The sequence below is a fragment of the Cupriavidus sp. 22TCCZM01-5 genome, assembly GCF_057798915.1.
This window is the reverse complement of record NZ_JBYOJR010000001.1, coordinates 406966-421338: the sequence shown is the minus strand read 5'-3', so window position 1 is coordinate 421338 and position 14373 is coordinate 406966. Positions and strand designations below refer to the sequence as shown.

Below are 14373 nucleotides of genomic sequence, written 5' to 3'. Positions count from 1 at the left end.
CGACATGATCCTCGACATCGGTCCGAAGACGGCCGCGCAGCTGGCCGAACAGCTCAAGGCCGCGGGCACCATCGTGTGGAACGGCCCGGTGGGCGTATTCGAATTCGACCAGTTCGGCAACGGCACCAAGGTGCTGGCCGAGGCCATCGCCGACTCGAAGGCCTTCTCGATCGCCGGTGGCGGCGACACGCTGGCCGCCATCGCCAAGTACGGCATCGCCGACCGTGTCGGCTACATCTCGACCGGCGGCGGCGCGTTCCTGGAGTTCCTGGAAGGCAAGAAGCTGCCCGCGTTTGAAGTGCTGGAGCAGCGCGCGGCCGGCTGAGGCCAGACTCGTCCACGTCCGCACAAGGATCTCCCGCCATGACCCGCTCGACCAAGATCGTCGCCACCATCGGCCCCGCCTCCAGTTCGCTGGAAGTGCTTACGCGCATGATCGCGGCCGGGGTGGATGTGGTGCGGCTGAACTTCTCGCACGGCACCGCGCAGGACCATATCGACCGCGCGGCGCTCGTGCGCGAGGCGGCCCGGGCCTGCGGGCGCGAGGTGGCCATCATGGCCGACCTGCAGGGCCCCAAGATCCGCGTGGGCAAGTTCGAGAGCGGCAAGGTCACGCTCAAGCCGGGCGATTCGTTCATCCTGGATTCGGCCTGCCAGCTGGGCAACGAGGCGCGCGTCGGACTGGATTACAAGGACCTGCCGCGCGACGTCGGTCCGGGCGACCTGCTGCTGCTCAATGACGGCCTGATCGTGCTGGTGGTGGACCGCGTGCTCGGCAACGAGATCTTCACCACAGTGCGCATCGGCGGCGAGCTGTCCAACAACAAGGGCATCAACCGCCAGGGCGGCGGCCTGTCGGCGCCGGCGCTGACGGCCAAGGACATGGACGATATCAAGACCGCCATGTCGCTGGGCGCGGACTATGTCGCGGTGAGCTTCCCGAAGAACGCCACCGACATGGAGATGGCACGCCAGCTGGCGGCCGTGGCCGGCCAGCCGCACGGCCACAAGGCGCGCATGATCGCCAAGATCGAACGCGCCGAAGCCATCAACCCGGGCGTGCTCGAGGAAATCCTGCAGGCCTCGGACGGCATCATGGTGGCGCGCGGCGACCTGGCCGTGGAAGTCGGCAACGCCGCCGTGCCTGCGCTGCAAAAGCGCATGATCCGGCTCGCGCGCGAGGCCAACAAGCTGACCATCACCGCCACGCAGATGATGGAAAGCATGATCGTGAACCCGGTGCCAACGCGCGCCGAGGTCTCCGACGTGGCCAACGCCGTGCTCGACGGCACCGACGCCGTGATGCTGTCGGCCGAGACCGCCGCGGGCCGCTACCCGGTGGAGACCGTCGAGGCCATGGCCGCGGTCTGCATCGAAGCCGAGAAGTCAGAGGTGGTGCAGCTCGACACGGACTTCCTCAATCAGACCTTCTCGCGCATCGACCAGTCGGTGGCGATGGGTGCGCTGTTCACCGCCTATCATCTGCAAGTGAAGGCGATTGCCGCGCTGACCGATTCGGGCGCGACCGCGCTGTGGATGAGCCGTCACCGCATCCATGTGCCGATCTACGCGATGACGCCGAACGTGGCGTCCGAGCGCAAGATGCAGCTGTACCGCAACGTCGTGCCGCTGCCGCTGCAGGCCAGCACCGACCGCGACACCGCGCTGGAGCAGGCCGAAGAGCTGCTGCTCGCGCAGGGCGTGGTGCAGCGCGGCGATTTCATCGTGCTGACCATCGGCGAGCCCATGGGCCAGCCCGGCGGCACCAACACCCTCAAGATCGTCAGGGTGGGAAGTTGAAGCAGTTAGTGCGACGGCAGGCAGAAGCACGGCGGCAAGCGGTGCAGAATGGCCTGCCCGGCCAGTATGGCCAGCGCGACGGAAAGCGCCAGCAGAACAAGATTCAGAGACACACCATTTACCTTCAGGAGTTTTGACATGCCACTCGTATCGATGCGCCAGCTGCTCGACCACGCTGCCGAAAACGGCTATGGTCTGCCGGCATTCAACGTGAACAACCTCGAGCAGGTCCAGGCCATCATGCAGGCGGCCGACGAGGTCAACGCCCCGGTGATCATGCAGGCCTCGGCAGGCGCCCGCAAATATGCCGGCGAGCACTTCCTGCGCCACCTGATCGAAGCCGCGGTCGAAGCCTACCCGCACATCCCGGTGGTGATGCACCAGGACCACGGCCAGTCGCCGGCGATCTGCCAGGCCGCGATCGACCTGGGCTTCTCGTCGGTGATGATGGACGGCTCGCTGCGCGAAGACGGCAAGACCCCGGCCGACTACGAGTACAACGTCGACGTGACCCGCAAGGTCGTGCAGCTGTCGCACGCGATCGGCGTGACCGTCGAAGGCGAACTGGGCTGCCTGGGCTCGCTGGAAACCGGCGAAGCCGGTGAAGAGGACGGCATCGGCGCCGAAGGCAAGCTGGACCACTCCATGCTGCTGACCGACCCCGAGCAGGCCGCCGACTTCGTCAAGGCCACCCAGCTCGACGCACTGGCCATCGCCATCGGCACCTCGCACGGCGCCTACAAGTTCACGCGCAAGCCGACCGGCGACATCCTGGCGATCAACCGCATCAAGGAAATCCACGCGCGCATCCCCAACACCCACTTGGTGATGCACGGCTCGTCGTCGGTGCCGCAGGAACTGCTCGAAGAGATCCGCAAGTTCGGCGGCGACATGAAGGAAACCTACGGCGTGCCGGTCGAGGAAATCCAGGAAGCCATCAAGTACGGCGTGCGCAAGATCAACATCGACACCGACATCCGCCTGGCCATGACCGGCGCGATCCGCCGCTTCTTTGTCGAGAACCCGAGCAAGTTCGACCCGCGCGAATACCTGAAGCCGGCCCGCGAGGCCGCCAAGCAAGTGTGCAAGGCCCGCTACATCGCCTTCGGCTGCGAAGGCCAGGCCAGCAAGATCAAGTCGGTATCGCTGGCGGATATCGCCAGCCAGTACAAGTCGGGCAAGCTTGCCCAGGTTGTGCAGTAATGTCCCCTGACCGCCATCCGCACACGCGGACGGCGGTTTGACGTTCCGGCCGCCGCGGCAGCATTCCGTGCCCGGCGGCTTCGCCGTTTTATCGGAACCACCATGCCTAACGCTCTCTACCAGTCCTCCATCCAATCGCTGCCGCTGCTCGGCCACGGCAAGGTGCGCGACAACTACGCCGTCGGCGAAGACAAGCTGCTGATCGTCACCACCGACCGCCTGTCGGCCTTCGACGTCATCATGGGCGAGCCGATTCCCGACAAGGGCCGCGTGCTGAACCAGATGGCGAACTTCTGGTTCCGCAAGCTCGCGCATATCGTGCCGAACCACGAGACCGATGTCGCCGCGGAAACCGTGGTGAAGCCCGAGGAAGTCGCGCAGGTGCAGGGCCGCGCCGTGGTGGTCAAGCGCCTGAAGCCGATCCTGGTGGAAGCCGTGGTGCGCGGCTACCTGGCCGGCAGCGGCTGGAAGGACTACCAGGCGACGGGCAAGGTGTGCGGCATCGAGCTGCCGGCCGGCCTGCAGAACGCGCAGAAGCTGCCCGAGCCGATCTTCACCCCGGCCGCCAAGGCCGAGATGGGCGAGCACGACGAGAACATCTCGTTCGGCGAGGTCGAGGAACGCATCGGCGTGGCGCTGGCCCGCCAGATGCGCGATATCTCGATCCGCCTGTACAAGGAAGCGGCCGATTACGCAGCCACGCGCGGCATCATCATCGCCGACACCAAGTTCGAGTTCGGCCTGGACGAGAACGGCACCCTCACGCTGATGGACGAAGTCCTGACCGCCGATTCGTCGCGCTTCTGGCCGGCCGATTCATACCAGGTCGGCACCAACCCGCCGTCGTTCGACAAGCAGTTCGTGCGCGACTGGCTGGAAGCCGTGCGCATCGACGGCAAGCCGTGGCCCAAGACAGCGCCGGCGCCGAAGCTGCCGGACGACGTGATCGCGAAGACCGCCGCCAAGTATCGTGAGGCGCTGACGCGCCTGACCGGCGAGGAACTGCAGTAAGCCCGGAGGACAGGACGTGAGCAAGCAAGACAAGCCGGTCGTCGGCGTCGTAATGGGCAGCAGTTCCGACTGGGACGTGATGCAGCACGCCGTGGCCATGCTGAAGGATTTCGGCGTGCCGTTCGAGGCCCGGGTGGTCTCGGCGCACCGCATGGCTGACGACATGTTCCGCTATGCCGAGACCGCGCGCGGCCGCGGCATCCGCGCGATCATCGCTGGCGCCGGCGGTGCCGCGCACCTGCCGGGCATGATCGCCGCCAAGACCATCGTGCCGGTGTTCGGCGTGCCGGTGCCGTCCAGGTACCTGCGCGGCGAGGATTCGCTGCTGTCGATCGTGCAGATGCCCAAGGGCGTGCCGGTGGCGACGTTTGCGATCGGCGAAGCCGGTGCCGCCAATGCGGCTCTGCACGCCATCGCCACGCTGGCCACCACCGACGAGGCCCTGGCCAATGCCCTGGAAGCCTTCCGCGCGAAGCAGACCGAGGCTGCCCGCGCCATGACGCTGCCGCTGTAATCACCGAGCCGTAACCCCCGGAAACCACGGAACCGAGCAATGCCGACCGATATCCATCCCCACCTCTCCGAAGCCCACACGCCGGAGTCGCGCGCCGAGTTCGGCGTCGACAACCCCAGCGCGCCCATCCTGCCCGGCGCCTGGCTCGGCATGCTTGGCGGCGGTCAGCTTGGCCGCATGTTCACGCATGCGGCGCAGGCCATGGGCTATCGCGTCTGCGTGCTCGACCCGGACCAGGACAGCCCTGCCGGCTCCGTGGCCGACAAGCATATCTGCGCGCCTTACACCGACGAGGCCGCGCTGGCCGAGATGGCAAAGCTGTGCCAGGCCGTCAGCACGGAGTTCGAGAACGTGCCGTCGCTGTCGCTGGACCGGCTGGAACAGCTCGGCTCCTTTGTCGCGCCGCGCGGCTACTGCGTGTCGATCGCGCAGAACCGCATCGGCGAGAAGAAGTTCTTTGCCTCGTGCGCCGAGCGCACCGGCGTGCCGACCGCTCCGCACTGGGTGATCCAGCACGATGCGGACGTGGACCAGTTGCCCGACACGGTGCTGCCGGGCATCCTCAAGACGGCGCGCATGGGCTATGACGGCAAGGGCCAGGCCCGCGTGAAGACGCGCGAAGACGTGCGCGCCGCGTGGAAGGCCATGCAGCACGTGCCGTGCGTGCTCGAGCAGATGCTGCCGCTGGCCTACGAGGTCTCGGTGCTGGCCGCACGCGCCGCCGATGGCAGCACCGCGACCTGGCCGCTGGCCGAGAACGTGCACCGCGACGGCATCCTGTTCTCGACGACGATGCCGTCCACCAGCGTCTCGGCCGCGATCGCCGACCGCGCCCGCGCCGCCGCCGCGATCATCGCCACCGAGATGGGCTATGTGGGCGTGCTCTGCATCGAATTCTTCGTGCTCACCGATGGCTCGCTGATCGCCAACGAAATGGCGCCGCGCCCGCACAACTCCGGCCACATCACCATGGACGCGTGCGAGACCAGCCAGTTCGAGCAGCAGGTGCGCGCCATGGCCCGCCTGCCGCTGGGCAGCACGCGCCAGCATTCGGCCGGCAAGATGCTGAACCTGCTTGGCGACGTGTGGTTCGAGTTCGGCCTGGAGCGCACGCCGGCTTGGGATGAAGTCCTGGTCCAGCCCGGAGCCAAGCTGCACCTGTACGGCAAGAGCGATGCGCGCCCGTCGCGCAAGATGGGCCACGTGAACTGCATTGGCGAAAACGCCGAGGCCGCGGAACAGGCATTCCGGGTGGCCGAGCAAGCGCTGCACATCCCGCTCTGAACACTCCGCAACACTGCCACGCCAGCCTCAAGGAACACGATGTCGCGCATGCCCACGGCCGCCGAACTGGACGAAGCGGTCCGCCTGCTGGAGGCCGGACAGCTGGTCGCCTTTCCCACTGAAACCGTCTACGGGCTCGGCGCCGACGCCGAGAACCCGGAAGCAGTGGCGCGCATCTTCGCGCTCAAGGGCCGTCCGTCTAACCACCCGGTCATCGTGCACGTGGTGGACGGCGCCGACATCGGCTATTGGGTCGACGAGGTGCCGGAAGCCGCGAACAAGCTGATCGAAGCGTTCTGGCCCGGCCCGCTCACGCTGATCCTCAAGCGTGCCGCGCATGTCGATGCGGCAGTGGCCGGCGGGCAGGACAGCATTGGCCTGCGCTGCCCGTCGCATCCGGTTGCGCAGGCGCTGCTGTCGCGCTTCAAGCGCGGCCGCGGCGGAATTGCCGCACCCTCGGCCAACAAGTTCGGCCAGGTCAGCCCGACCACGGCGCAGCATGTGCGCGACGAGTTCGGCGATGCGGTCTATGTGCTCGAAGGCGATGGCGTGGAAGTGGGGATCGAATCGACCATCGTCGACCTGTCGCGGCTGGACCAGGGCATTGGCCCGGTGCTGCTGCGTCCGGGCGCGATCACGCCGGCGATGATGGCTCAGGTGCTCGGCGAAGCGCCGCTGCCGCCTGATGCCGCCGCCCCGCGCGCGTCTGGCACGCTCAAGGCGCACTATGCCCCGCATACGCCGCTGGTGCTGGCTGATGCGGCCGGATTGGCGGCGCAACTGCCCGGCCTGGCCGCCGATGCACGCGTGGCATGGGTTGGGCGTGCGCCGGTCGAAGATCCCCGTTGCACGTGGGTGCAGGCGCCCGCCGATGCCACCACTTACGCCCGCGAGCTGTACCGCCTGCTGCGCAAGCTGGACAAGCAGGGCTACACGCGGCTGGTGTTCGAGCCGCTGCCGGATGGCCATGAATGGGCTGGTGTCAGGGATCGGCTGCAGCGGGCTGCGGCGGCGTTTGGAGGGTAAGCTCCCGTCGCTCTTCGCAGCGGCGATGTGCCGGCTTGTTGTGATCGCGCGAAGCCCCCTTCTCTTGCGGGCAGGACGGCCCGCGCGAACACGATTGCCTGCCCTGCGATAGAGCCGATTCCTCAACAACTTTAGGAATCCGCCGATTCCAATAGCGCCCTGTCGCCGCTATACGCATGGATGCGCCCCTTCTCGGACATTGAAGGACCATCCCATGCATCGACACATCCGATACAACCTCGTACAAGGCGACAGGACCACCAGCAACGGTATCGTGGTTGGCGCCAACGACGCCAGAATGACCCAGATGGGCGTACCACTCGCGCTGGAAGGCGATGCCGTCTGGTGTCCCGCGTGCAAGACCACGGGTCATATTCTTTGTGTCGGACCACGGCACGCCAACTCGTTCCATGGGCGGAAGGATGCGCTCGACGGCGACCTCTGCATCTGCCGGTGCGATCCCCCGCCGCGGCTGATTCACTCCATGACGGGCATGCGCCACGTGCTGACGCATGACGAGCTTGTTGCGCAGGGCTTTGCAAAGCATCCTGTGCAAAGCGATTTTCAGGGGGAGGCCGGAGTCTATGACGAAGCGGTCTTGCTTTCTTCAACCGTACAGGCCGCAAGTCTTGCCGGCCTGCCGTTTTTCATTGAGACCACCGACGGACGCCGTTTCAGCGGCAGGCTCGACACGGCCGGACTGATGCCCCGCATCGCCACGGAGAGCCTCGGCAACTATGAGATCTTCTGGGGCGACGATGCCCTGGCGCGAGGTTCATCATGCCAGCGCAATCGCTTCCCGCAACCGGCAGCCGCACGGTCCGGACAAATCCCGTTGCAGGCTCGACCCTAAACCTGAAGATCTGGCCGGTCAGCTTCCAGCAACTCTGGGACAACTACGTCACTGGCAGGCCTTATAGCGATCCGGAAAGGACTCACTCCAAACAGTGCGCCATTCGCCTCAGTGCAACCCTGCACCGTATCGGCATCGATATGAAATCGTTCTCCCAGAAGAACGTCAGGCCAGGCCGGGGGAAATCAACGCTCGGCCGCATTCTTCTGAACGGGAAACCGACTGCGACGCGTGCGGACGAAATGGCTCAATGGCTTTGCCTGAAGCCGTTTGCAGGGTTGCCCCAGAAGCCGGATGTGGTGACCGGGCCGGACTGGCAGGACAAGGTGCGCGGCCGGACCGGAATCATCTTCTTTGGTGAGTATTGGCAGCGCGATGAGGATTCACCCGATGCCGCGACGGGAGGTCATATTGACCTGTGGAACGGTGCCACGCTCACGGCAAATGGCATCACTGGAGCCTTTCACAATTTCCTGAGATTCCGTTTGGGCATTAGCAGCGTCCCGAAGCTCTACCACGACCTGAGCAGAGCCCGAACAATCTGGTTCTTCGAAATCAGCTGATCACGAAACCATGAAGACATTCATTACAAAGACCCTGCTTTTCCTCGTTGGCTTTGCCCTGGGGTGCGTGATTGACCTGTTGCCGGCGTTTGTCGCGGATACGTGGAGGATTTCCTCCTGCGCCGAAGATTGCCCGCCGTGGGTCACGTTCCACGCCCTCACGGCGTACCTGGTGACACCCTTTGCGGCGGGTGCCACCATGGCATGGGGTCGCTCCATCAGGCAGCGGGCAATCTGGCTACTATGCATCGCCTTTATCCCGCTCTCATTGTTTGCCGTGGACTTCTTGCGCCATAGCAAACACCTGAAGCAACTCTACTTCTAGTTTCACTAGCCGGCGCCCTTCGCGCCCGCGACTCCACGGGCGCGCCCCTTCCAACCCCGATCAATCGATCGAAGCCCCCACCGTCTTCACCACCCCCGCCCACTTCTGCCGGTCCGCCTTCACCGTCGTACGGAACTGATCCACGCTTTCCACACGCGGCGAATTCCCCGCGTCGATCAGCTTCTGGCGGATGGCCGGCGTTTCCAGCGCGATCTTCACCGCGTCGTTGATCTTGCGCGTGATCTTCGGGTCCAGTCCCTTCGGCCCGAAGAAGCCGAACCAGATGGTGCTGTTGAAGCCGGGCAGCGCGCTTTCAGCAATGGTCGGCACTTCCGGCACCACCGGCACGCGCTTGCTCGTGGTCACGCCGAGCAGCCGAACCTTGCCGGCGCGATATTGCGGCAGCACGCTCTGGACCTGGTTGAAGATGCAGCAGACCTCGCCCTTGAGCACGGCCTGCAGCGCATCGGGGCCGCCCTTGTACGGAACGTGGACCATGTCGAGACCGGCGCGCGCATTGAATTCGGCGAACGCCAGGTGCGTGCCGGTGCCATTGCCCGTGGATGCGTAGTTGTACTTGCCCGGGTTGGCCTTGACCTTCTCGATGAATTCCTTAACCGACTTCACGTCGATCACGGCCGGGTTGATGGTCAGCACGTTCGAGACTTCTACCAGCGGCGCGATCGGCGTGAAATCGGCATCGGCATCGAACGGCAGGGTCTTGTACAGCGCCGGGTTGATGCCGTGCGTGGCGGCCGTGCCGAGCAGCAGCGTGTAGCCATCCGGCCTGGCGTGGGCCACGACTTCCGAGGCCACGTTGCCGCCGGCGCCCGGACGGTAGTCGTAGATGATCGTGGTCTTGAGCGACTTCTGCAGCGATTCCTGCAGCGTGCGGCCCACCATATCCACGCCCGAGCCGGCGGTGAAACCCATCAGGATGGTCACCGGCTGCGTCGGCCACTCGCCTTGCGCGTGCGCGGGGGCGGCCATGGCGCACGCTGCGGCCAGGCCGGCAGTCAGCTGAAGAGCGGAGCGGAACGAGAAGCGCAGGGGCAGGCGGGACATAGGGGGCACCGTCGAAGGAAATGAATGACCAGGGCGCCGGAACCAGAACGACGCCGTCGCGGGCCAGGGTCTTGTCGCCCGGGTCCGAAGGTCACACGATAGCAATGTTCCGGCCAAAACCAAACGACCGAGTTCGCTTGAAGGTATGCCCGGCCGGCATATGGTCGTGCCGGAGCAACGTTCAGCGCCGCAGCAGCGCGACCAGTTCATCCACGTCCGGCAGTGGCGCGCCGATGCCGGCCGCGGCTTGCTCGTCGGCTTCCAGCAGGCCGTCCGCCAGCGCGCGCTTGTCCTTGTGCAACTCGACAATGCGCTCTTCGATGGTCCCCGCCGTGATCAGCCGGTACACCGTGACGGGCCGCTGCTGGCCGATGCGGTGGGCGCGGCCCATGGCCTGGTCTTCGGCGGCGGGGTTCCACCACGGGTCGGCGATGATCACGTAGTCCGCGGCGGTCAGGTTCAGGCCGAAGCCGCCGGCCTTCAGGCTGATCAGGAAGACATCGCCCTCGCCGGCCTGGAAGGCCGCCACGCGCCGGGTACGCTCCGCGGCCGGCGTGGCGCCATCCAGGTACTGCAGCGCCAGGCCCACGCGCTCCAGCCCCTGCCTGAGCAGGCGCAGGAAGTCCACGAACTGGCTGAACACCAGCACCTTGTGGCCGTTGGCCGCGAGTTCGCCGGCAAGCTCGACGAAGGTCCGCAGCTTGGCGCCCTCCTGTCCGATTTCAGGCGTGACCAGCCGCGCATCGCAGGCGGCACGGCGCAGCCGCATCAGTTGCGCCAGCACGTGGATGCGCGCCTGAGCCTGGAACTGTGCCTGTGCAACGGCCCTGGCGCGCGCGCCTTCCGGTGCGCCGCGCGTGGCCTTGCGCGCGGCTTCGACACGCGCCAGCGCGGCTTCAGCCTCGGATTGGGCCTGCCGGCGCAGCGCTTCGTAATGCGCAGCCTCTACGGGCTCCGGCTCCACGCGGATGACCTGCTCGGTGCGCGCCGGCAGATCGTCAAGGACCTGCGCCTTGGTCCGGCGCAGCACGAATGGCGCGATCATGCGCCGCAGCCGCTGCCGGACTTCACGCGCGCCGCTGCGCTCGATCGGATTGGCGAAATGCTCGTTGAAGCGGGCCAGCGAGCCGAGCAGCCCCGGATTGCAGAAGCGCATCACCGACCAGAGCTCGGCCAGCCGGTTTTCCACCGGCGTGCCGGACAGCGCCATGCGAAAGCCCGACGGCAGGTCGAACAGCGCCTGCGCGCGGCGCGATGCGGCATTCTTGATGGCCTGCGCCTCGTCGGCGACGACGGTGTGCCACTCGCGCGCGCAAAACGCCTGGCGCGCCTGCTGCAGCAGCGTGTAGGAGACGATCACCAGGTCGCCCGCCCCCGCTTGCGCGAGCATGGTCTCGCGCTCGCCCTCGGCATAGACGTGTACGTTCAGCGTCGGCGCGAAGCGCCGCGCCTCGGCGGCCCAGTTGCCACAGACGGAGGTCGGCGCGACCACCAGGCCCGCGCCGCCGTCCGCGCGGGCCAGCAGCACCGCCAGTGCCTGCAGCGTCTTGCCCAGGCCCATGTCGTCGGCCAGGCAGGCTCCGAGGCCGGCTGCGGCCAGCGTCATGGCCCAGCGGAAGCCGTCATGCTGGTACGGACGCAGTTCCGCCGCCAGGTTGGCCGGCAGGGCGATGTCGGTCTCGCGCGCGGCACGCAGGCGGGCCAGCCGCCGGCGGAAGTGCGCATCGGGATCGACGCCCGCGCCGGCCAGCACGTCGTCGAGCCACGGCGCGGCCATCAACGGGACGCGAATACCGTCTGGCACGCGGTCGGCCACGCCCGCGAGGTCGCGCAAGCGGCCTCGCAAGGTGCGCGTGAGCGCCACGTACACGCCCTGGCCCATCGGCACGAAGCGGCCGGCGTGGCTGCCGGTCCAGTCGATCAGCTTGCCGAGCTCGAGCACCAGGCCCTCGGCCACGCGCAGCTCACCCACCAGCCGGTACCACGCATTGCGGGTTTCGACGGTCACGCTGAGCTGCGGCAGATCCGCGGCCACCACGCGCATCTCCTTGCCGCGCGGCCACTCCAGCGCCAGCACGGCGGGCAGGCGCGGCAGCGCCTCCACGACGGCCAGCGCGTCTTCGGGATCGTCGAGCACCCAGCTGTGCTCGCCGCCGGGCGGGGCCAGCGGCACCAGGAACGGGAGCTCGGCGAAGATCTCGGCCACGTGGGCCAGTTCCGCTTCCAGGTCGCGCTGCGCCGCGAGCGTTTCGCCGCGCACGTTGGCCATCAGCCGTTCGCGGCCGGCGCCGGGCGCCACGCGCGGGCCGAGCGGCCCCAGCGGCGTCACCACCAGCCGCAGCGCGATGCCGCGGCCATGCGGCGCGACTTCGGCGCGCAGCCGCGATTCGGGCTCCAGTTCGCGCACGGCGCCGGTGGGATCCGCCTCGACCTGGAAATGCCCGGCCAGCGCGCGCAGCGTGCTGTCGAGTTGCGCGCGGCCGGCTTCCGGGATGGCGAGGCCGTCGGCAATCAGCCTCGCCGCGCCTTGTTGCGCCGGCGTGAAACGGATCACGCGCAGCCGCTGCGGCCCGTCGCGCACCACCGTCAACTGGCGCAAGGCTTCGGCGTCCTGCCGTGCCGCGACCGGCAGATAGGCGTCCATGGCGGGCGCTTCGCGCAGCGGGGGATAGATCCGCAGCACATAGCGGCCGTTGGTGTGCACGGCCTCGAGCGCGGGCGCCCCTTCGGTCACCTCCAGCACCTGTTCCGGCGAGCGGGCCAGCACGACCGCCGGATGCCCGATCAGTGCCACGATGGCTGCCGCCCGGTCCAGCACGTAGCGCCGGTTATGCGACTGGTCGCGCCGGATGGCTTGCGCGACGCGCGCATCCCATGGCGGCAGTTGCCCGTCCTCGGCCACGCGCGCCAGCGGCACCGGCCGTGGCTTGCCCCACCCGCGTGCGCCGCGCATCTGCTCGAGCGGCTCGATCGCGCCGACGGCGCCGTCCGCGTCCAGCGTCAGTGCCCACAGCAGGCGGCGATCGGGAGCGTTGCCGGCGGCCGCGGCCCCTCCTGCCAGCCCCTGCAGCGCTTCCAGCGCCTGCTGCCAGGCCGGCGAGCCGCTGTCGGGGTCCGCTTCGGGGCCGGGAGGGATGAAAGATGGCACGGGAACGGGTCCAGGGACAGGAATTTGGGGGAGAACGACGCGAAAGCGGGCATTTTAGACCGCCTTTCACGGTCTGCCGCGTTGGCACCCATGGCCCCGCAGCTTACAATATTGCCTTTGCCGCGGCCGGGATGTCCGGCGCAATCGGCAAACCAGACAAGAAGTGGCTGACGTCCATCCGGCCTTGCCGGCACGGCGCAAGCCCGACCCAATCCGAAGCACGACACCCGCAACACCATGACGCAAACCGCCAACATCGTCGAAATCGGCGCCGAAGACATTCCGCTGCATTGTCCAACCGCCAACACGCCGGCCTGGAACTACCACCCGCGCGTGTTCCTGGATGTGGTCGACACCGGCGAAGCCAAGTGCCCGTACTGCGGCACGGTGTACAAGCTCAAGCCGGGCACCGTGCTGAAGGGCCACCACTGAGCAGCCTGAGCCGCTTCCGCAGCACCCCGACGCTCCGGGCCGCCTGCCGGCGCCCCGGGGCGTTGGCGTTCCCGCCCGTCGCGCTGACGCGCGGGCAAGCTTCGCCCCACTCATGAAAAAAGCCCTCGTCATCGCCCCCGACCGGATCAGCGACGCCCTGATGGCCCAGCCGCTGTTCGCGCTGCTCAAGGCGCGCCATCCGCGGCTGGTCATCGACGCCCTAGCGCCCAAATGGGTGGGCCCGGTGCTGGCGCGCATGCCGGAGATGGGCAGGGTGTTCCCGAGCGATCTCACCCACGGCACGCTGCAGCTTTCGGCGCGCTTCATGTTCGCCCAGCAGCTCAAGAACGAAGGCTACGACATGGCCTACGTGCTGCCGGACACGCTCAAGTCGGCGCTGATCCCATGGCTCGCCGGCATTCCGCTGCGCGTCGGCTACCGTGGCGAGTCGCGTTTCGGCATGCTGAACGTGCGCCACGCCAACCCGCCGCGCAACGGCCGCCCGGCCATGGCCGAGCACTACGCGCGCCTGGCGCTGCGGCCCGGCGCCAAGCCGCCGGCGGAATTGCCCGAACCGCGCCTGCGCACCGACCCGAACCGTATTGCCGCTACGGCCGAGCGCTTCGGCATACCGCCGCAGACGCGCCTGATCGCCTTCTGCCCGGGTGCCGGCTTCGGCCCCGCGCGGCGCTGGCCGGCTGCGCATTTCGCCAGACTGGCGCAGATGCTGCGGCGCTCGTATCCGTATGCCCAGATGATCACGCTGGGGGCCGCCGCCGACGCGGATGCCGCCGCCGAGATCGCGCGCGAAGCCCCGTTCGTGCGCAATCTGTGCGGCCAGACCTCGCTCGACGACGCCATCGACCTGCTGGCGCTGTCCGAGGCCGCGGTCTGCAACGATACCAGCCTGATGCATATCGCCGCCGCGCTGAACCGGCCGCAGGTGGCCGTGTTCGGCTCCAGCGATCCGCGCCAGACGCCGCCCCTGTCACAGGCTGCGAGTATCATGTGGCTGCAACTCGAATGCAGTCCGTGCCTCAAACACGAGTGTCCCCTGGGACACATGCGCTGCCTGAAGGACATCGAGCCCGAGATGGTGTTCGTTGAACTGCGCAAGCTGCTGCACCGGCCCTGACTCCTGACATCGCG

Annotated in this window: 15 protein-coding genes; 12 read left to right on the top strand and 3 right to left on the bottom strand. The window is 67.5% G+C overall.

Going from position 1 to position 14373, the window contains the following annotated elements; genetic code table 11:
* Nucleotides 1–325 (top strand): phosphoglycerate kinase (pgk, locus tag AC3FNH_RS02105; protein ID WP_488718899.1); only part of this gene is annotated, 325 nt, incomplete at its 5' end.
* 38 nt (nt 326–363) lie between these two features.
* The gene (gene pyk, locus AC3FNH_RS02100; RefSeq protein ID WP_276099544.1) at nt 364–1800 is read left to right on the top strand and encodes a pyruvate kinase; all 1437 of its coding nucleotides are present in this window, start codon (nt 364–366) and stop codon (nt 1798–1800) included.
* A 5-nt stretch (nt 1801–1805) separates the two neighbouring features.
* On the opposite strand, the gene AC3FNH_RS02095 is transcribed toward pyk, so the two are convergent.
* Nucleotides 1806–1940, bottom strand: coding sequence for a hypothetical protein (locus AC3FNH_RS02095; RefSeq protein WP_488718898.1), 135 nt, complete (start codon nt 1938–1940; stop codon nt 1806–1808).
* Here AC3FNH_RS02095 and fba point away from each other — a divergent pair.
* The 8 genes from fba (at nt 1939) to AC3FNH_RS02055 (ending at nt 8579) form a co-directional block, all read left to right on the top strand.
* The gene (gene fba, locus AC3FNH_RS02090) at nt 1939–3003 is read left to right on the top strand and encodes a class II fructose-bisphosphate aldolase (protein WP_276099542.1); all 1065 of its coding nucleotides are present in this window, start codon (nt 1939–1941) and stop codon (nt 3001–3003) included. The two genes, AC3FNH_RS02095 and fba, sit on opposite strands and share 2 nt — an antisense overlap.
* A gap of 102 nt (nt 3004–3105) precedes the next feature.
* Nucleotides 3106–4014, top strand: coding sequence for a phosphoribosylaminoimidazolesuccinocarboxamide synthase (locus AC3FNH_RS02085; RefSeq protein ID WP_488718897.1), 909 nt, complete (start codon nt 3106–3108; stop codon nt 4012–4014).
* A 16-nt stretch (nt 4015–4030) separates the two neighbouring features.
* Complete coding sequence (purE, locus tag AC3FNH_RS02080) at nt 4031–4528, top strand: 5-(carboxyamino)imidazole ribonucleotide mutase (RefSeq protein WP_488718896.1); 498 nt, start codon at nt 4031–4033, stop codon at nt 4526–4528.
* Nucleotides 4529–4567: 39 nt separating this feature from the next.
* Nucleotides 4568–5812, top strand: coding sequence for a 5-(carboxyamino)imidazole ribonucleotide synthase (locus AC3FNH_RS02075; protein WP_276099539.1), 1245 nt, complete (start codon nt 4568–4570; stop codon nt 5810–5812).
* Between the two features lie 39 nt (nt 5813–5851).
* Complete coding sequence (locus AC3FNH_RS02070) at nt 5852–6838, top strand: L-threonylcarbamoyladenylate synthase (protein ID WP_488718895.1); 987 nt, start codon at nt 5852–5854, stop codon at nt 6836–6838.
* 214 nt (nt 6839–7052) lie between these two features.
* On the top strand, nt 7053–7691 hold the full coding sequence (locus AC3FNH_RS02065) for a PAAR domain-containing protein (protein ID WP_488718894.1): 639 nt from the start codon (nt 7053–7055) through the stop codon (nt 7689–7691).
* On the top strand, nt 7619–8254 hold the full coding sequence (locus tag AC3FNH_RS02060) for a type VI secretion system amidase effector protein Tae4 (protein ID WP_488718893.1): 636 nt from the start codon (nt 7619–7621) through the stop codon (nt 8252–8254). Before AC3FNH_RS02065 ends, AC3FNH_RS02060 begins: the two co-directional genes overlap by 73 nt.
* A gap of 10 nt (nt 8255–8264) precedes the next feature.
* Nucleotides 8265–8579, top strand: coding sequence for a hypothetical protein (locus AC3FNH_RS02055; RefSeq protein WP_488718892.1), 315 nt, complete (start codon nt 8265–8267; stop codon nt 8577–8579).
* Between the two features lie 60 nt (nt 8580–8639).
* Here AC3FNH_RS02055 and AC3FNH_RS02050 read toward each other — a convergent pair whose 3' ends face one another.
* Together AC3FNH_RS02050 and AC3FNH_RS02045 are read right to left on the bottom strand one after the other, a co-directional pair.
* Nucleotides 8640–9653 (bottom strand): Bug family tripartite tricarboxylate transporter substrate binding protein, encoded by a 1014-nt coding sequence (locus tag AC3FNH_RS02050; protein WP_488718891.1) that lies wholly within the window; start codon nt 9651–9653, stop codon nt 8640–8642.
* Nucleotides 9654–9825: 172 nt separating this feature from the next.
* The gene (locus AC3FNH_RS02045; RefSeq protein WP_488718890.1) at nt 9826–12792 is read right to left on the bottom strand and encodes a DEAD/DEAH box helicase; all 2967 of its coding nucleotides are present in this window, start codon (nt 12790–12792) and stop codon (nt 9826–9828) included.
* A gap of 237 nt (nt 12793–13029) precedes the next feature.
* On the opposite strand from AC3FNH_RS02045, the gene AC3FNH_RS02040 reads away from it, so the two are divergent.
* Together AC3FNH_RS02040 and waaF are read left to right on the top strand one after the other, a co-directional pair.
* Entirely contained in the window at nt 13030–13224 is a 195-nt protein-coding gene (locus AC3FNH_RS02040; protein ID WP_211948900.1) for a zinc-finger domain-containing protein, read from the top strand.
* Between the two features lie 112 nt (nt 13225–13336).
* The gene (gene waaF, locus AC3FNH_RS02035; protein ID WP_488718889.1) at nt 13337–14359 is read left to right on the top strand and encodes a lipopolysaccharide heptosyltransferase II; all 1023 of its coding nucleotides are present in this window, start codon (nt 13337–13339) and stop codon (nt 14357–14359) included.
* Nucleotides 14360–14373 lie beyond the last annotated feature (14 nt).

Bases quoted from the DNA above. Each gene is read 5' to 3' on its own strand.
- pyk (WP_276099544.1), top strand. From the start codon at position 364: ATGACCCGCTCGACCAAGATCGTCGCCACCATCGGCCCCGCCTCCAGT.
- fba (WP_276099542.1), top strand. From the start codon at position 1,939: ATGCCACTCGTATCGATGCGCCAGCTGCTCGACCACGCTGCCGAAAAC.
- AC3FNH_RS02095 (WP_488718898.1), bottom strand. From the start codon at position 1,940: ATGTCAAAACTCCTGAAGGTAAATGGTGTGTCTCTGAATCTTGTTCTG.
- AC3FNH_RS02085 (WP_488718897.1), top strand. From the start codon at position 3,106: ATGCCTAACGCTCTCTACCAGTCCTCCATCCAATCGCTGCCGCTGCTC.
- AC3FNH_RS02075 (WP_276099539.1), top strand. From the start codon at position 4,568: ATGCCGACCGATATCCATCCCCACCTCTCCGAAGCCCACACGCCGGAG.
- AC3FNH_RS02070 (WP_488718895.1), top strand. From the start codon at position 5,852: ATGTCGCGCATGCCCACGGCCGCCGAACTGGACGAAGCGGTCCGCCTG.
- AC3FNH_RS02065 (WP_488718894.1), top strand. From the start codon at position 7,053: ATGCATCGACACATCCGATACAACCTCGTACAAGGCGACAGGACCACC.
- AC3FNH_RS02060 (WP_488718893.1), top strand. From the start codon at position 7,619: ATGCCAGCGCAATCGCTTCCCGCAACCGGCAGCCGCACGGTCCGGACA.
- AC3FNH_RS02055 (WP_488718892.1), top strand. From the start codon at position 8,265: ATGAAGACATTCATTACAAAGACCCTGCTTTTCCTCGTTGGCTTTGCC.
- AC3FNH_RS02040 (WP_211948900.1), top strand. From the start codon at position 13,030: ATGACGCAAACCGCCAACATCGTCGAAATCGGCGCCGAAGACATTCCG.
- waaF (WP_488718889.1), top strand. From the start codon at position 13,337: ATGAAAAAAGCCCTCGTCATCGCCCCCGACCGGATCAGCGACGCCCTG.